At 26.6% G+C, this 17,366-nt stretch carries 16 protein-coding genes; all 16 read right to left on the bottom strand.

Translation table 11 applies throughout. From position 1 onward, the window contains the following. The 16 genes from H0I28_RS03080 to H0I28_RS03005 are packed head-to-tail and all read right to left on the bottom strand — an operon-like array spanning nucleotide 1 to nucleotide 17,366. A complete protein-coding gene (locus H0I28_RS03080) occupies nucleotides 1–1,077 on the bottom strand; it encodes a glycosyltransferase (protein WP_218760429.1) in 1,077 nt (358 codons plus the stop codon). Next, nucleotides 1,070–2,197, bottom strand: a complete 1,128-nt coding sequence (locus H0I28_RS03075) for a glycosyltransferase (protein WP_218760428.1) — start codon at nucleotides 2,195–2,197, stop codon at nucleotides 1,070–1,072. Before H0I28_RS03075 ends, H0I28_RS03080 begins: the two co-directional genes overlap by 8 nt. Further along, nucleotides 2,194–3,192 (bottom strand): glycosyltransferase family 2 protein, encoded by a 999-nt coding sequence (locus tag H0I28_RS03070; RefSeq protein WP_218752793.1) that lies wholly within the window; start codon nucleotides 3,190–3,192, stop codon nucleotides 2,194–2,196. Before H0I28_RS03070 ends, H0I28_RS03075 begins: the two co-directional genes overlap by 4 nt. A gap of 3 nt (nucleotides 3,193–3,195) precedes the next feature. Then, the gene (locus H0I28_RS03065; protein ID WP_218760427.1) at nucleotides 3,196–4,335 is read right to left on the bottom strand and encodes a glycosyltransferase family 4 protein; all 1,140 of its coding nucleotides are present in this window, start codon (nucleotides 4,333–4,335) and stop codon (nucleotides 3,196–3,198) included. Between the two features lie 3 nt (nucleotides 4,336–4,338). Next, nucleotides 4,339–5,691: a glycosyltransferase gene (locus tag H0I28_RS03060; RefSeq protein WP_218760426.1), complete on the bottom strand. Its 1,353-nt coding sequence runs from the start codon at nucleotides 5,689–5,691 to the stop codon at nucleotides 4,339–4,341. Further along, a complete protein-coding gene (locus H0I28_RS03055; protein ID WP_218760425.1) occupies nucleotides 5,681–7,258 on the bottom strand; it encodes a hypothetical protein in 1,578 nt (525 codons plus the stop codon). The genes H0I28_RS03060 and H0I28_RS03055 overlap by 11 nt, the downstream gene beginning before the upstream one ends. 7 nt (nucleotides 7,259–7,265) lie before the next feature. After that, on the bottom strand, nucleotides 7,266–7,958 hold the full coding sequence (locus tag H0I28_RS03050) for an acylneuraminate cytidylyltransferase family protein (RefSeq protein ID WP_218760424.1): 693 nt from the start codon (nucleotides 7,956–7,958) through the stop codon (nucleotides 7,266–7,268). Next, nucleotides 7,958–9,118 carry a UDP-N-acetylglucosamine 2-epimerase gene (gene neuC, locus H0I28_RS03045; protein WP_218752784.1) on the bottom strand — a complete coding sequence of 387 codons (1,161 nt, stop codon included), beginning with the start codon at nucleotides 9,116–9,118 and terminating at the stop codon, nucleotides 7,958–7,960. Before neuC ends, H0I28_RS03050 begins: the two co-directional genes overlap by 1 nt. A gap of 1 nt (nucleotide 9,119) precedes the next feature. Beyond that, a complete protein-coding gene (locus H0I28_RS03040) occupies nucleotides 9,120–10,127 on the bottom strand; it encodes an N-acetylneuraminate synthase family protein (RefSeq protein WP_218760423.1) in 1,008 nt (335 codons plus the stop codon). Then, nucleotides 10,127–11,320 (bottom strand): glycosyltransferase, encoded by a 1,194-nt coding sequence (locus H0I28_RS03035; protein ID WP_218760421.1) that lies wholly within the window; start codon nucleotides 11,318–11,320, stop codon nucleotides 10,127–10,129. Before H0I28_RS03035 ends, H0I28_RS03040 begins: the two co-directional genes overlap by 1 nt. Nucleotides 11,321–11,329: 9 nt before the next feature. Continuing rightward, nucleotides 11,330–12,478 carry a glycosyltransferase gene (locus H0I28_RS03030; protein ID WP_218760420.1) on the bottom strand — a complete coding sequence of 383 codons (1,149 nt, stop codon included), beginning with the start codon at nucleotides 12,476–12,478 and terminating at the stop codon, nucleotides 11,330–11,332. Next, nucleotides 12,475–13,377 (bottom strand): hypothetical protein, encoded by a 903-nt coding sequence (locus H0I28_RS03025; protein ID WP_218752778.1) that lies wholly within the window; start codon nucleotides 13,375–13,377, stop codon nucleotides 12,475–12,477. The genes H0I28_RS03030 and H0I28_RS03025 overlap by 4 nt, the downstream gene beginning before the upstream one ends. A 5-nt stretch (nucleotides 13,378–13,382) precedes the next feature. After that, nucleotides 13,383–13,979: an HAD-IB family hydrolase gene (locus tag H0I28_RS03020; RefSeq protein WP_218760418.1), complete on the bottom strand. Its 597-nt coding sequence runs from the start codon at nucleotides 13,977–13,979 to the stop codon at nucleotides 13,383–13,385. A 1-nt stretch (nucleotide 13,980) separates the two neighbouring features. Then, a complete protein-coding gene (locus tag H0I28_RS03015) occupies nucleotides 13,981–15,576 on the bottom strand; it encodes a glycosyltransferase family 39 protein (protein ID WP_218760416.1) in 1,596 nt (531 codons plus the stop codon). 7 nt (nucleotides 15,577–15,583) lie between these two features. Next, nucleotides 15,584–16,450: a UbiA prenyltransferase family protein gene (locus H0I28_RS03010; protein WP_218752775.1), complete on the bottom strand. Its 867-nt coding sequence runs from the start codon at nucleotides 16,448–16,450 to the stop codon at nucleotides 15,584–15,586. 10 nt (nucleotides 16,451–16,460) lie between these two features. Beyond that, nucleotides 16,461–17,366 (bottom strand): hypothetical protein, encoded by a 906-nt coding sequence (locus tag H0I28_RS03005; protein WP_218760414.1) that lies wholly within the window; start codon nucleotides 17,364–17,366, stop codon nucleotides 16,461–16,463.

Here is a 17,366-nt window from a genome sequence, read left to right as displayed (position 1 = left end):
TTATAAAGTGTATATTTTTATTAATTGTGTAATAAAATGTTTTTGTGAGTATTTTATTTGCACATTTTTATGATGTAATTCTCCATAAATATTTCTTTTATCTCCTGAAAGAATATATTCTTCTAAGGCTTCTGCCAATTCTAAACTATTTTCTTTGTCTACAACGATACCAGATTTTCCGTTTTCTATCACCTTATTACATTCGCCTACATTAGTTACCACTACAGGTAGTTTCGCCAATCCATATTCTAATAAAGAAACTGGTAAACCTTCTGACTTAGAGGACAAAGCCCCAATTGTAGCTTGGTTAAGTATGTTTTCTATATCTAAACACAAACCATATAAAAAAACAGAATTCTCTAAACTTTTTTCTAAAATAAATTGTTTTATTTTTTTTGAATAATTGTCATTAAAATCCTTACCTATAATATGTATGGTCCAGTCGGTGTATTTACTATGTATTTTATTAAATGATTCTAAAAGGTTTAGATGATCTTTAACTTCTCTCAAAGAAGCCAAAATTACAATTCTTTTATTTTCTTTCCCAAGTAACTGTGTTGTTTTATTTTTATTTATAAATTGAGGAAAATTATCTAATTTTATTGATTTTTTATGTTTTAGTTCGTTTTTTGCCCAAATATTAAGTTCTTCATTAACGTTAATAATTCCGTCAAAAAAAAGACTCATAAACTTAATTATAAAAAATTTAAATCCTTTTAAATTCACATAATTACCGGTGTGGTTATGCCAAATTATTTTTACTTTAGGATAGATAATCTTTACACAAAAGGCAAAAAAACAAGATGTAGTATGAGCATGAATAATACCAATATTATTTTTCTTTAAATACTTCTTAAATCTAATAATTGCAGAAAAATCGATACTTTTTTTTCTTTCTAAAAATAAAAAACCTATATTTTCTTTTAAATTATTTTTTAAAACTCCTTCTTTTCTTGTTGTACATAAATGTGAATTTACACCTTCATCTCCAAGAGCGTTTGCAATATTAACAGCTAACACTTCTGCTCCACCTGCATCTAAGGAATCTATAAGCTGTATAACTCCTATTTTATGCATTTAAAAGTATTTTTTTTATTTCTGATGAAAACCTTTCCATAGTATATTGTTGCGACCAATTTTTAGCTTCTAGAACTTGTTTTTTATAGCCATCTTTATTTTTGATATAATTTTCAATAACAGTCACAGTTTCATTTTCTTTTACATTACTTTCTACTATGGCTCCTCTAGTTCCAGAACCTAACATACTCTCAATACAAGAAACTTTAGATGAAATAGGTAAGCAGCTCCAAAACATGGCTTCTGCAACTACTTTTGGCCAACCTTCAGATTTAGAAATGAAAATTAAAAAATGAGCTTTTTGAAACCCTTTTTTAACGACTTCTTTAGATTGATTGCCATGTAAAATAATATTGTCTTCGAGATCATTTTGTTCAACATATTCTTGAACTTTTAGAAACTCTACCCCATGACCATACATATCTAACTGAGCTTTTATATTCTTTGCTAAAAGTTTTTCTATAACTTTAACGCTTAACAACGGTTGTTTTCCCTCTGTAAAAGCACCAACAAAGATAAAATTAATTTTAGAAGAAAAATCTTTTTTAGGAATATCTATAATTTCATCATTCACATAAGATGCTGTAAAAAATGGAACAATATTCTTTGATTGATTCTCCCATTCTCCATACACTAAAACTTTACAATTTTTAGTTAAAAAAGTATTTGAAATTATCCATTTTTGAATTCGATAACTTATTGGTTGCTTACTGTTAGGATCCCAGTTACCTGCATATTTTACAGTTTTGGGTTTAGAAGGGAATAAAATTTGCACAATACAACCTAATAAACCTACATTACCTGGGCAACGTAAATGAATATGATTTGCCCAAAAACAAGCCTTTATAATTTGAATTAAAATGAACGGAATTTTAAATATAGAAACTAATTTCGTTTTTAAAGACAATACATTAAAACTAGGAATTTCCTTTAAATGAATATTACTTCCATTATAAGCTACTTCAATAGCCTTCATTTTTTCTTCGGATATAGGGGCTACTATTCTAGTTTCAGAAACATTTTCTAGCCAAAGATTCATTTCACGAACATAAGGTTCGTAAGCAAAGAGTTTTTCATTCTTCCTTTTATGTAAAGTATGTGTTATAATCGCAAACTTCATACTTTTAATGGTTTGTTAAAAATTAAACTAATCCACCCCATTTTTCTACCCAAAGCTTCTGTAAATGCTTCTTTTTTCTTATTTCCTTTTAAGCAATTAGAAAAACGAATTGTCATTAATAGCAATACAGTAGCATTCCATTTTAATCTTGCTTTTAAAGATGGCTTAGGAAATTTTGTTCGCCAAACATACCACCCATTTCTAATTACCATTTTTCCGTAAGAATACTTATTGGGCCTTCCTCCGTCTTCATGATAATGATGCAAAGTAGCTGATGTATTTACATATAAATTATAGGTTTTAGAAACCCTTAAACAATATTCTAAATCTTCATACAAACCATAGCCTTGAAAATATTCTGAGAATTTTATGGTATCTACCACTTCCTTTTTAAAGGAAGAAACGCCTCCCATAAAATATTCTGCATTATAGATTTTATTGTTTGGAGGTAAACTTCCTACAGAAAATCCGTTTGAAAATTCTGGCATTAAACAAGGTGCTTTATCAGATAATAATCCTAATCGTTTTCGTAAAACATTTCTACTTCCTAAATTTCTAACATAACCATCAATTTCATACTCTTTAAAACTTGGCTTATCACCTTTGTTTAAACCCCTCCATTTAACTTCATTTAAAATATAACCTCCAACTCCACCAGCTGCTGGATATACTTTATATGTATCCATTAAATTTTTAAAATACGGTTCTTCTAAAATAATATCATCATCTAAAAAACAAACAACTTCTATATTTTCTGATACTCTATCAATACCAAAATTACGTTGTTTTGTTAATCCCCTATTTGCATCATCAACTTTAAAATAGTTAAGGTTTTTAAACTTATTTTCCTTTAAAACAATGGTTGTTTTATCATCTGTAGAACCATCAATAATTAAAATCTCATTAGGATACAATTCTTGTTTTTCTACAGATTTTAGCAACTTTATAATTGCTTCTGGACGCATGTAGGTGCAAATAATTAAACTAAATTTCATTTATTAAAGTTTAATATGATTATACAGTTTAATATTCTCTATTATTATCTTATTCATATCAAATACATCTACAATTCTTTGTCTAGCATTTCTAGCCATTTTATCCGCTTCTTCCGGATTATTTAGTAAAGTTAAAGTCTTATTTTTAAAATCTTCTGTATTTGTAGGATCAATCATAAAACCAGTAACTCCATCAATCATTAATTCTTTAGCCCAACCTATATTAGAGGTTATTAGCTTTTTTTCCATAGACATGGCTTCTAACCAAGTCATAGGAAAAGCCTCTGCAAAACTAGGTAACAAAACCACTTCTGCTTGTTGTATATAATTTATTACTTGGTTATAAGGAACAGCTTCTACATAGCTTACTTTTTGTTTTGCTTTTTCTGAAAGAACATCTTCTATCATACCTAAAGTAGAAGTTCCTGTAAATATATCTTTATTATCTTTCCCTAACAAAACAATAGTAACTTCATCATCTACATCTACTAATTCATTAAGCATTTTGGCTATTTCTAACACTCCTTTTTTACGAATAAGAGTACCAAAATACAAGAGTGACTTTGCTTTTATCTGTTGATGATTGGGATTAAACCCATAAGAAGAAATAGCATTGTAAATTGTATCTATTTCTTTCTTAACACCAAACAATTCTTTTGTTTTTAAACCGACAAAATCACTGACCCCAATAATTCTATCAGCTCCATTTAATGCTGATTTTTCAAAAAATTTATTCTTCTTTTTAACAGGTCTATTTTCTAAATCACAAAAATAAGTATCTGATCCATGCAAACGTATTAGCAATGGGCACTTAAAATTCATAAACGCAGTAAAACCTGTCCATTCGGGAGCTTCAATTACCTCTATCTTATTTTTTAAAATAATTTTATTTACATACTTATTAAAAACCCTTCTATTTGTATACCAAGTAATTCCTTTTACCCTTTTTTTAATAACAAAATGAATTTCAATTCCATTTTCGTTATAAACCTCAGCTTTATTTTGGCTATGAACAAAAACGGTGACTCTTTCTCCTTTTTTAACCAATTCATCTGCTAAGTTTTTTGTAAACGTCCCAATTCCGCCAATACTTCCTTTAAAGTTGGGGTGTGGGTATTCTGGAGTAATAAAAGCAATATGCATATTTTAAATTATTTCATTTAATACATTCATATAATTAGTAGCAAAACCTTCTATTGGATGCTTCACAATAGTTTCTGCCCATTTTTGTTGTTTTACGATTGCTGTTTTATTTTCTGCGGATATTCTTTTAAAAATTTCCGTAAAGTCATTCTTACTTTTAAGATGATAAATTGCGTTATTATATTCTTTTAAACTTTTAAAATGAACCAATTTATAAATTTCATCAATAGAAAATAAAGGAGAACTATTTTTAACCGTATAATCTAAATAAAAAGCAAGTTTACCTAATAAAGTTGCATCTAACCCCATGGTAGAGCCAACATTAACCATAGCATCTGTATAATATAATGTAGAAAATAAAACTTGAGAAGCATTAAATTTAGACTCTTTTTGATGTATCACTCTAGTAACATCTTTAGGCTTTTCTTTTAATAAAGCATCAAATCGATTAGAACCTTCAGTTGGGTGAGGTCTAAATATTATATGAATATTCTCTTCATTTATAGAATTGTATTTTTTTACTTCTTCAATTAAATCTTCTAAATATTGAGGTTCATCTTGCCCAATAGCTTTAAAATTTGCCGAAAAACAAATATAAAATTTAGCTTTTGGAATTTTAAATTCATTGAAAAAATCTTCTTTGTGTATTAACTTCTGATTAGAATTATAATCATGAAATTGAGGTGTACCAGTTGTAAAAATAGTATCTACTTTTACATTAGGATAATAATCTAACAATTCATTTTTCATGTAATCACTCCAAACTGCATAATAATCTGCATTTACTAGTTTGTTACCTTTAACAATATTATCCCAAGAATGAATAGAACTTAATACTGGTAATTCTATCTTGTTTGCTGCTAATGAAATACCTAAAGTTATGCTCGTAGATTGATGCGTTATTAATAAAATATCTGGATTTTCTTCTTTTAAAATTTTAGTAGCTTCTTTAAAAAAACGTGTTTTTTCCACATAACTATTCAGTTTATTTTCTAAAAATGAAATTCCTTTATCTGATTTAAAAAAATTAGAAAATAAAAGAATGCTTTTAAATTTTAATATATTTTTAAAACCTTGTACTCTTTTAAATCGCCTATAATAAGTATGTGTACGTTGTTTCTTCGTTTTATCGAAATACTTTAAACTCGCTTTTTCTTTTAAATACTTTAAATATTCAATTTTACCATTAAAATCTAAAGAAGGTAATTGAATTGAAGGAAAACGAGTTTCTCCATCATACCAAATCTTTAAATCATATTTGTCATGTAAGGATTTTAAAACGCCAGAGTTTTCATAATTCTCATAATTAGACTTATTTACAAAAACAATTACTACTTTTTTCTTTTTAATTGACATTGCTCGCTTTATTTTTAAAATTGCTTAAAAATAATAATAGAGAGATTAATCTATGTAAAAAATAAATTCCCCTTCCTGGGTTTTTAACCTGTTCTTTACACAATTCTATAGTAGCTTCTTTGTCTAAGAATTCATTTAAAACATCAAAGTTTTCTTCAATGATTTTAATATAAATAGCTCCAATATAGGTTGTAAATCTATGATTCCAATCTTGTACAGTAATATCTGTTTTTTCTAATGGAGATTTAAAATATTTTTCTAAGGAATTGTTAGACTTCAAAATTATTTGATGATGTAAATTATCATCTATAAAATTACTTTTCTCTAAACCATAACTATGCTTCATAAAGTTATAAGCCAAAAAAGGTGATGTTTTATCTGCATAAACATTAAGTATTTTATGTCTATTTCCAAAATTACCAGGCATTCTTGCTTGCCTGTAAAAGTTAATAGAAATAGCACTATTTTCATCCTTACAATACGTATCTTCTAATAAACCTAAAAGCTCGCTTCTTTGTGTAGAAAACAACTTTTTGTGCTTATCATTTATAACTTTGTTTACAAAAATATCTGGAGTTAAATATTCATCAAACTGTTCTTTATTAGATAAGTTATGATCTAACAAAAGACGTACACAAGCACCAGCTTCTCCCATAAGGTAATTGCTGTTATCTGGAATGTTAGATGCAAAACTAACCATATCTACATATGATAAAGTAGATAAACCTCCCGAAATATTTGAGATGCTATTCGCAAAATTTAAAAAATTAACTTCACTTACATTATCAAAATTTTTAAATGGAAGATTTAGTTTTTTACTTATAATTTTTCCTTGCTTCACATCTGCAGCATCTTTACTTCCAAAATTACAAAGCTCTATATTATTTTTATCTTTTAAAGTACTTAAAATTGTTAAACAATCTCTACCTGCTGTTATACCAACAGTAACGTTTTTAAATTTATTAGACTCTTTTGCAAAAGCTTTAATTGCTTTATTTAAGTTAGGTTTACTTTCTAAAAAAGTAAATTTATCCTCAACTATTTCATTACCTTTTATAGTATATTTAATAGCTGCTTTTACTTTTTTTAATTCTTTATATAATTCTGGAAAAGGGTTTACTCTATAGCCAAAAGTAAGTTGAGAAAACAAACCTAAAGGAGCTATCGTTAACTCTTGTTCTAGTTTTTCTATCTTATAAAAATTTTCAAAAAAAACAAAAGAAGTATCCTTTTTTAAATAGTAAAAAGCACCAATACCTAAAGCATCAGAAAACACTTCGGTCTTCTTGTTTTTTTTGTCATGTACAAAAACCTGAAAAATTCCATCTAAATTTGAAAGATTCGATTTTAATACTTTTCCTTTACTAGAAATAACATTTGAAATAAACTTTTTAAATTGCTTTTTTTTATTATCCGAAGAAATTAATAAAAAAACAAAACCACCTGTTTTACAACTTAAATGCTTACTCCCTTTTAAATCTTTTTTGGGTTTAAAAAAGGTGTATTTAAACTTATTTTTAGAAATAGTTACATGCGTATTAATTGCTTTTTTTATGACTACATTCATACTTTAACTATTTATTTTTTAATATACTTTCTGCTTTTTCCCAATCTTTTAAAGTATCTATATTTACATAATCTTCTTTAGGAGTAACCATAAAAGCCATACTATCGCCGAATAAAGAATTATGCTCTTCAATAACGTTCGTTTTTGTTAAATAAACACTTCCATCTCTATGATATGTTATTGGTAATTCTTGTCTTCTAGAAATAATGTTTTTTTCTCCTGTAGTAATTTTTAAATTCCCTTCATCATTCATTTTAAATGTCCAATGAGGGTTGTATTCATGTGGTACTTCTTGCACTGATACTAATGAATCTGTTCCTTTTTTTACAAATTTGTTAATCGCTTCATCTAAGAACTCTAATGTTCTAAAAGGGCTTGTTACTTGTAATAAACATACAGCATCAAAATGTTCTCCTTTATCTTTATAAAACTGCAGTGCATGCTTTATTACTGGTAAAGTAGGTGATGCATCTTCAGCTAAGTTTGAGGGTCTTTTAAAAGGTACTTCAACACCTAATTCTTTTGCAATAGCTATAATAGCATCATCATCAGAACTTAAAACTACTTTAGATAAATATTTAGAAGCCAAAGCGATTTCTGATGTATATTGCAGTAAAGTTTTTTTTCCTAGTAATTTTATATTTTTACCAGGAACTCCTTTAGATCCGCCTCTTGCAGGTATTAAACCAAGAATTCTCATTAATACGTAATTGTTTTATGAAATAATAAAGGGATCTCAGCTAAAACGTCTGCTATTTTTTCTCCTGAATTACCATCGCCATAAATTGCCGAAGAAGTAATATTTTTATTATTAATTTGGACTAATATAGCGTCTTTTATAGTGTCTTTTTCATAAGCAACATCCAATACATTATCTCCTCTTTCTCTTCTATTTTGACGACTTCCTAAGTTAACAACAGGAACTCCTAAATAAGAACATTCTCTAATACCAACACTAGAATTCCCTATTAAACATTTAGAATTTACTAACAATCTTAAAAAATCATGAGGTTCCATGTTTTTAAAGAAATGAATGTTTTGAGGTTTATTTATTTCTCTAAATTGTCTAATTCCGCTTGATGTTCCGTCTGAACCAGCATCTACATTTGGCCAAAACCAAAAAGTAGGAATATCTAATTCTGCAACGGCATGTAATGTTTTTAAAACATCAGATTTTGCTGCCTTATATTCCGTTGTAACCGGATGTTGCATTACAACAATATATCCTTTTTCTTTCCATTCTAAAGAAGTACCTACTCCTCCGTATTTCTCTATTGGATTAAAATCTAATAAAGGTTTTTCTTTAATTTCTTTTGCTAAATCTATAGATGGACAACCGGTATTTATTACATAATCTGGACTTTCGCCTAACTTTATGACACGCTTTTTTGCATCTTCTGATGCTACCAAATGAATATCTGCTAACTTGGTATTTGCATGTCTCACTTTTTCATCGATATTACCTGTTACCTCTCCTCCTTGTATGTGTACTAAAGGTATATTTTGATAAGCAGCCGCAATAGAAGTTGCAATCGTTTCAAACCGATCTGCAATAGTAATTACAGCATCTGGTTTTAAATTATAGAAAACCGTTGCCAATTCCATAACACCTAAACCAGTAGTTTTAGCCATGGCCGTAGGGTTTTCTCCCTCTAAAACCATAAACACTTTTTCATCAATATGAAAACCATCTTTTTCAATAAAATCTACGGCATTACCATATCTACCTAACAAAGCAGAACCTGCAATAACTAATTGTAATTCTAATTTAGGATGATTTTTTATAGCTGTAAGTGCTGTTTTAATTCTACTGTAAGATGGTCTTGCAGTTACAACAACACAAATTTTTCTCTTTAACATATTATTCTTTTAAATCGTTAAAAGTTAAAAAGTCCCATTTATTTAGATCTTTGTTTAACTCTTTACCAATTATACGTTGATAATCGCTGGCTAAAATACCAAATCCCTTTGGTTTTTTTGCTTCAAGATCTGAAAATTTTATAACGTGTCCTTCAGTTAAATCTTTATTAATTGCCAAAGATTTTTCGAAAATCTGTTTTAATTCTTTAAAATTAGAATTATCGTTTTTATCGATAGGATTATTTAAAGCCTTTTTGATATTTCTTACTGCTTTTACTAACTTTTTAGTTTCCTTAAAGTTTAAAGAAGCTTTGGCATCTGGCCCAAACATTTCATTATTAAAAACAACATGAAATTCTAAAATATCTGCACCTAAAGCAACCGCTGCAATACTTGCTTCAATTGAAGAGGAATGATCAGAAAAACCAACAACAACATTGTATCTTTCTTTTAATTCTTTAAGTACATTAAAACCAAATTGCGATGGTTTTGTTGGGTAAGCAGTTGTACATTGTAAAATAGAATAATTAGCATTTCTATTTTTTAAGAATGTAACGGTTTTGTCTAACTCTTCAAAAGAACTCATTCCAGAAGAAATTATGATAGGCTTACCTGTCTGAATAATTTTCTCTAATAAAACAAAGTTATTAACCTCTCCAGAACCTATCTTATAACGCTTTACGCCCACTTCTTCTAACAAATCTACCGCAGTATTACTAAACGGAGAACTGATAAATTCTAAACTAACTTTATCACAATGGGCTTTTATTTCTTTCCACTGTTCTAAAGTAAATTCCATTCTTTTCCAATAATCATAACGCGTTTTATCTTCAAAAGAAAAATTTACACGAAAAGGCTCTTCTAAACTACTTTCTGCTTCTGCAATATGGGTCTGAAATTTTATAGCATTACAACCTGTTTTAGCTACAGCATCTATATAAGAATGCGCTAAACCTAAACTTCCATCATGTGCTTGTGCAATTTCTGCAATTATAAATGTCTCTTTCATTATAGTTTGTCTAAAAACGTTTTTAAATTTTCTTTTTGTGATAGTGCTGTAAAGTGATTTTTAAATAACTTTTTACCTTCAATAGCTATTTCACTACCCTTATCACTACTTTTATATAAGGCAACAATCTTTGTACTCATATCAATTAAATCATCACATAAAACAGTATTTTCTACTGTAACTTCTGGGTAACATTCTACTGCTGCTTTTGTTGAAACTAAAACCTGCTTGTAGTTAAAAACTACAGGAACTCTTGTTCTTGTTCCTGTATTAAATTCCCACGGAATAATATGAAAATCTCTAGGTAATAAAACAGCATCTAATTCTTTAACAAAACCTAATGAAATAATCTGACTGTCTGAATGAATAATTTCCAATAGATTTTTAGAAGCTCCTTTTAATTTTCCAACAACCACCAATTCTACATTAGGGATTTCTGCCTTTATAAGACTCCAACAAACAGTAATAAACCTTTCTAAACCGATTCTGTTTGCTGTTGTTCCCATACCTCCTAAATGTACTATTCTAGGAAATTTACTTGGTTTTATATCTGATTCTATATTTATATAAGTTGTTGGTAAATAAAGTGCATTTTTTTGATGTTCTAAAACTTCATTTGTTTCTGTATAAGAACCAGAAACTACACCAGATACACTTTTAATTAAGTTGATTTCAACACGTTTTTTTTGATACGTATGAAAACGTTTATTTAAATTCTGATTAGGACTTCTTAATTTTGCTAATTTATATTCCCAATCATGATGACTGTAAATACTTGGAGTTTTTAAATTAAAAGCAGCAATCATAATTGCATTCCATCTCCATTCTGCCCAAATAAAATCTATATTATGTTTTAAGATAATGTCCTCAAAAAAAAATTTATTTTCATTATTTATAAAGTAATACTCGAATTTTGTAGGATTAAAAAAAGCTTCTCCTAATCGTTTTAATCCTTTATTTGGTTTCTTTTTTACAACAGAGTAAGATACAATTGTATCTATTTTATCTCTAACATCATTATAATCGTCATCATTAAAAATACTTACATCATTCCATTGGGTTGCAAGTAATATAATTTTATAACCTAAAGCATGTAATAAATCTACATGACTATAGTATACAGAAGCACCACCACTAGAATTTAAATCTATTTTACTATTATTTACAACAAATAAAACTGTTTTTAAGCTCATGTTATACTGTTAAAATTTATTTTCAATTTTAGAATAGACATCTAAAACCTTTTTTCTGATTACATTATACTCTAATTTCTTCGCAATTTCTTGATTCAGTAAAAATGCACTATCTAATAATTTTTCATTATTTAATACCTTAGAAATTAACTTAGAAATTTCAATAGCATCTTCTGGGTTTTGAATTAAAAATCCATTTTCACCATCTTTTATATAATCTTCAGAAACACCTCCAGGATTAGATTGTATTGGAAAAGCACCTAAAATAATAGCTTCTAAAAGTGTGTTTGGTATGCCGTCTGAAATATTATTTCCAATTGCTATTTTAGCTTTTGCAAATAACGTTAATAATTCAGCCTGACTCACTTCTTTTTTCCGACTAATATATTCTATATTCCATCCGTTACTGTTCATTTCTGTAATCTTATCGAGAACATTATCATGAGCAGAATATACTAAAATCTTATAATTTACTAAATCTTTCTTTATAAAATCTAATGCTTTTAAAACCACTAAAGCTCTACCTGCCCAATGATGATATCCTTTAATTATAATTGAATTTTCTTTTTTTATTTGAGTAATACTTTCTTTTATTTTTTCTAATTGATAACCTCCTCCTCCAGGAAAAACACCTGCAACTTCATTTACAAAACCTAACTTTTTAGCGATATCAATATCTCTATGATTATCAACAAACAAATAATTTAAATTAAAAAGAACTTGCTTTATCTTTTGTTGATGTTTTTTTTCATTTTGATATAAATACAAATCGCTTCCCCAAGAAAAATAAGCCCAATTAAAATGGATTTTTTTTCTAACTTTTAACAAAGGATATGTTTGCGATTGCATCTCTAAAGAATGTACCAAATCTGGTTTGAGTTCTTTTATCAATGTCTCTAGTTTTTCTGAAGCTGTTACTTTTAAATACGGTTCTATTTTATAAAAAACACTTGGCATTTTTTTTTCAAGAAAATACTCACCTTTTAAATAAGGTACTTTTCTTTTACTCCATCCCGTAATATTATTCGTCCACAATAAATCTTTATGAATAGGTCTATCTAAGCAATCGAAAACATAAATTTCATGTTCTGTATCTTTTAATTGATTTATCCACCTAGCTGCATGGATATATTGAAGACAAACGAAAAGGATTTTCATAAACTAAGTTTTAAAATACTATCTAATTTTTTGGTAAATAACTTTGCTCCTTTTACGTTTAAATGATCTGAATTTTCAAAATATTTATTTTGTTTTATATTAATTTTTTTTGCCTTTAAAATATAGCTATTATATTTAATAATTGAATCAACCTTTTTTTCAATAAACTTATGGTAACTTGTATTTGAAAACTTATAATAATCTGGGTGGTAAGGAGGAACTACAAAAATCACTTTAAAATTATGGTCTTTAGTTAATTCGTCTATTTTTTTTACAAATGATAAATTAAAATCAATATGATTAACACTATCTAAATATCTACCTTCCATCGCTTTTATTCTCTCTTTAGTCTCAACTAGATTATTGTTATAACTATTTTTATTTGCCCTCCACCCCTTTTTAGAAATAGAAAGATTATTATTTTTCTTAGACCCTAAGAACAAATTGTCTACCAATTCTTTAAAAGGATTATTTAATAACAATAAATTATCATAAAAATTTTGATTATATTTTTTCAAATTAAAATATCTATAGTATAATCTCTTTTCTTGAGAAGACAGACTTCCGGATAGCAATGTGTAATGAGAAATAGGTATAATTACGTATTTAACATTTTGTAACTTACTTAAATTCTCTTTTAAAAGATAGTAATCAGTCTCTATCTTTCTTCCTTTATTTGCTATATTAATCATTTTAAAAGAAGATTCATCTGGGTTAATTCCAAAAAAAGTGTGTGAATTCCCTAAAATAATCACTTCTACATCTTCTATATTATTTAATAATTTATATTTTATTGTCATCTGATTATTGTTCATTGGAAAAATAAAATATTCAAAAACAATAAATATTAATAATAATATTATTATTAAAGATGACATTTTTATTATAAATTTTTTCATAAAAATTATTTTCTAAAAGGCTTGTAATAGTATTTAGTAGATAATTCAAACATTTCCTTATCTCCTTTACTATCTCCAAAAGAAAAAACTTCATCGTAATTTGTTAAAGTAACAACTTTACTTATACGATTTACCTTCTCAATACCTTTACAATTTTCCCCTTTAAAAAAACCAGTAAACACATTGTTTTCATACTCAAGTTGTGTACACAAAAGATTAAACCCCATACGATTCGAAAAATCTGACAACCATACATCTAGGGAAGCTGACACTATAAAAATATCACTTTTACCCTTATTAATAGTACTTAAAAATTCTAAAAAATTCGGTCTAATTATACTATCTAAATTTTTTCTTGAATATTCTACTCCTATCTTTTCAATTTCTTCTTTAGTTTTATTTTTTAAAAAAATTGAAAGCAAAAGCTCTTTCACTTCAGATTTTTTTTTACAAGTTAAACTCAAAAAAAATATTTTAAAAAAATTTCTAAATAACTTCAAAAATATATCCTTATTAGAGAAACTGTTTTTCACAAAATGAACAAAAGAATCTTTAGTCGTTATTGTGCCGTCAAAATCGAATAGATAAAGTGTTCTTCTCATTTTATTTTTTTTCAATCCATAATTCATTATTAAATTTTTCTGGATTTTTTAGAGTTTTAACATCTACTACTTCAAAAATAATATTATACTCATTAAACAAAACTTTATTGCCTAAGTATGCCCCAAAATCAACTTTATATTCTTTTCCTGATGTAGATAATTCCATTAATTTATGCTTTAGTGTGATAGAATCTTTATAACGTAAGCCTAAAGAAACTACGAGTGTTAAACAAGCATTAATTGCTACCAAAACAAATAACAAACCTAATCCTTTTGTCTGCTTTTTATATCTATCGATAGAAAGAAATAAAAACAATGGAACTAGCCAAAAATAAGGTGTATAACGAAGCCACCAACCCGCTTGATTTAGAAGCATTAAACCAAAAATAACAGCTATTAAAAATTCATACTCAGAAAATTGAAATTGCTTTCTTACTCTTAAAATTCCTAATAAATAATACAAAACAGAGCTAATTAAGATTCCTCCCCACCAAACACCAAAACTACCAAGTCTTGGCCCTCCATTTCTCATTTTTTGTAACTCATTAAAAGTAAATGAAAAAGGTATTTTTAGTTGAGAATCACTTCTATTTCCTATTGAAACAAAATTTGTATAAATTAACTTGTTAAATCTATTTTTTTCTTTTAAAACATCTGGAATATAATAAGTTGCTATATCTACTTTTTCTTTTCCCATTAAAGGATAAAAAAAATGTCCTTTTTCTATAAAGTTCTTACCATAAGGAGTTAGCAAAAAAGGACTTATTAATAAACTTAAGAATAATAACTTTTTTAAAATTATTATTTTATTTTCTTTTTCAAAAAAGATTAACTGTAATAAAAACAATAAACAAAGTACTACTCCAAATATAAGTCCTGTAAATTTGACATTTATTAATAAAACTAAACTTAATAAAAAATCTATTAAATAGGTTTTTCTTTTTTTACTTAAAACGTAAGTAAAAAAAGAAATAATTGTTGTAGCATATAAAAAACCATCATTTAAATTTGTAGTTAGTTGAATTAATACAACTGGGTTACAAGCTATAATAAAAGCAATAATAAAAGCTTTTTTCTTTTTATATTTTTCTTTAAAAAACAAAAAGGAATAAAAAAATGAAAGTATACAAAAAAGAATATTAACTGATTTTGCTGTAGTAATAGAATTTGTAATATTATAAAAAAAAGAAGCTAATACCTCATACGATCTAGGGTAATGATTAACCCATAAACTCTGAGAGTTTGACATCTTAATCGATTCATAAACTGGATTCCATCCATTAGAAATTTGTATCATTATTTCTTGATGATAAGCTTGTCCATCAAAAGTAAGATCGATATATTGATAAGAAATAAAAACTGTAAATAATATAAAAACTATATTTATTGCATTGATTATCAAAAAATCCTTTTTTATCTGTAAAATAAAATTAGAAATTATTAAACTAAAGATTGCAATAATATAAAAAACATTATTTGTAGCTTTCCCTCCAAAAATAAAAAACAATCCTAAAATAGTAAAAACACCACTTATAAAAATAAAATTTAATCTTGTACTTCGTTCTATTAATAATGAGGTCTTAAATTTAGATTTCATTTTAAAATTAAATTTTATATATTAAAAAATAATAAGTAGTTAACCAACATAGTATAATTATAAAAATAAATTTATCTTCAAAAAGGAATTTAACAGGTGATTCTGTATTATTTTTAATTAAAGTTTGTTGTAAATGTCTTAACATACCTAAAGCTACAAATATGGTTGTTATATATAGATGCTCATTAGAAAACCTTTGAACAACCGAAACATCGATGGTATACATCATATAACAAACAATGGTGACTGCCAAAATAACAACCATTGAAAAAGTTAAATATTCTTCTGAATATTCCTTTAAAACTTTTCTAGTTTTTATAGCTTTAGTATTTAAAATCTCACCTCTTCGTTTAGATAATATAATATATAGTGCTCCGAAAAAAATGAGGCTCACAATCCACTTAGAAGGAATAACATCTATTTCTTCTGCTCCTACTATAACACGTATTACAAACCCTAAAGCAACAATAAATAATTCTAAAACAGCAATTGTTTTTAAATGTAATGAATACATCAAATTTAGAATTAAATATAAACTGGTAACAAAAACAGTAATTGGTTTTAAGTAAAAAGAACCCGTAATTAACAGCATTAAAAGTAAAACTAATAATAAAAAAGCGCCTTTTATAGAAACAGCTCCACTGGCCAAGGGTCTTTCTTTTTTTTCTGGATGTAATTGATCACTTTCTTTATCTTTTAAATCATTAATGATATATACAACACTTGCCGCTAAGGAAAAATAAAAAAACAAAAATATTAAAATATAAATATTTTCTAAACTTTGAACTTTTCCTGAAAAAAAAGCTGGAAAAAATATCAAAACATTTTTTATCCAATGCTTGGGTCTCATTAAAACTACATAATCTTTTATCATTGAAAATAATTTATTTTATGTTTTTTCTCAAAATACTATCTATTTTCTTAGTATACAATGTAGCTCCCTTAGCATTTAAATGATCTGAATTCTCATAAAAATCTAAGTCTGTTGACATAAACATATTTGACTCTATAATAGTTAAATCTTTAAAATTATCTTTTAAAATCCCTTTTATTATACCTGTATACTTGCTTTTTGTAAGTGAGTAAAAATACTCGGAATAAGGAGGTAATACAACAAATAATTGAATTTCTTTATCTGAACAAAAATCAATTAAGTCTTGTAAACGATTTATATTTTTAGAAATCACTTTTTTATGATGAATTGATTGCTCTAAATTATTAATTTTGCTTTTTATCTGAGAGTCAGCCTCAAAGCTCACATTATTTGCTCTCCAACCTAATTTAGAAAAGTAGCTTTTTTTAGTAAATGGGTTTAAGAAACTGTTATCAATTAATTCTTTATAAGGTTCGTTTATCAATAAACTATTTTTATAAATTCCTTGATTATAGTTTTCTAATTTATAAAATCTGTAATACAACCTTTTCTGTTTAATATGATCCTTAGAGAAATTATTTAACTCTGTGAATAATGAATAAAAAGATACCGGAATAATAACAGCTTTTAATGATTCAATATGATCTAAATATTTCATCAAAATATCCACATCAGTTTCTAGTTCCCTTCCTTTATTAGCTATATTGATGGTCTTAAAAGAAAGACTATCTGCTTTAACACCAAATAATAAATGTGAATTTCCGGCAACAACAACTTCAACATTTTCTTCTTGAAATAAATTGTATTTATAAGAAAATGGATTACTATTTTTTTGAAAAACAAGATATTCTAGAATTATAAAAATAATTCCTAAAAACAATAAAAGTGCTATTAATTTCAATAAAAAATTTCTCAT

Origin of the sequence: Polaribacter sp. AHE13PA, from assembly GCF_019278505.1 — a bacterium.
Classification (GTDB): domain Bacteria; phylum Bacteroidota; class Bacteroidia; order Flavobacteriales; family Flavobacteriaceae; genus Polaribacter.
This window is presented reverse-complemented; position numbering and strand designations above follow the sequence as displayed.

Bases quoted from the DNA above. Each gene is read 5' to 3' on its own strand.
- H0I28_RS03050 (WP_218760424.1), bottom strand. From the start codon at position 7,958: ATGAGAATTCTTGGTTTAATACCTGCAAGAGGCGGATCTAAAGGAGTT.
- H0I28_RS03065 (WP_218760427.1), bottom strand. From the start codon at position 4,335: ATGCATATTGCTTTTATTACTCCAGAATACCCACACCCCAACTTTAAA.
- H0I28_RS03055 (WP_218760425.1), bottom strand. From the start codon at position 7,258: ATGAATGTAGTCATAAAAAAAGCAATTAATACGCATGTAACTATTTCT.
- H0I28_RS03020 (WP_218760418.1), bottom strand. From the start codon at position 13,979: ATGAGAAGAACACTTTATCTATTCGATTTTGACGGCACAATAACGACT.
- H0I28_RS03060 (WP_218760426.1), bottom strand. From the start codon at position 5,691: ATGTCAATTAAAAAGAAAAAAGTAGTAATTGTTTTTGTAAATAAGTCT.
- H0I28_RS03080 (WP_218760429.1), bottom strand. From the start codon at position 1,077: ATGCATAAAATAGGAGTTATACAGCTTATAGATTCCTTAGATGCAGGT.
- H0I28_RS03075 (WP_218760428.1), bottom strand. From the start codon at position 2,197: ATGAAGTTTGCGATTATAACACATACTTTACATAAAAGGAAGAATGAA.
- H0I28_RS03025 (WP_218752778.1), bottom strand. From the start codon at position 13,377: ATGAAAAAATTTATAATAAAAATGTCATCTTTAATAATAATATTATTA.
- H0I28_RS03040 (WP_218760423.1), bottom strand. From the start codon at position 10,127: ATGAAAGAGACATTTATAATTGCAGAAATTGCACAAGCACATGATGGA.
- H0I28_RS03070 (WP_218752793.1), bottom strand. From the start codon at position 3,192: ATGAAATTTAGTTTAATTATTTGCACCTACATGCGTCCAGAAGCAATT.
- H0I28_RS03035 (WP_218760421.1), bottom strand. From the start codon at position 11,320: ATGAGCTTAAAAACAGTTTTATTTGTTGTAAATAATAGTAAAATAGAT.
- H0I28_RS03010 (WP_218752775.1), bottom strand. From the start codon at position 16,450: ATGATAAAAGATTATGTAGTTTTAATGAGACCCAAGCATTGGATAAAA.
- neuC (WP_218752784.1), bottom strand. From the start codon at position 9,118: ATGTTAAAGAGAAAAATTTGTGTTGTTGTAACTGCAAGACCATCTTAC.
- H0I28_RS03015 (WP_218760416.1), bottom strand. From the start codon at position 15,576: ATGAAATCTAAATTTAAGACCTCATTATTAATAGAACGAAGTACAAGA.
- H0I28_RS03030 (WP_218760420.1), bottom strand. From the start codon at position 12,478: ATGAAAATCCTTTTCGTTTGTCTTCAATATATCCATGCAGCTAGGTGG.
- H0I28_RS03005 (WP_218760414.1), bottom strand. From the start codon at position 17,366: ATGAGAAATTTTTTATTGAAATTAATAGCACTTTTATTGTTTTTAGGA.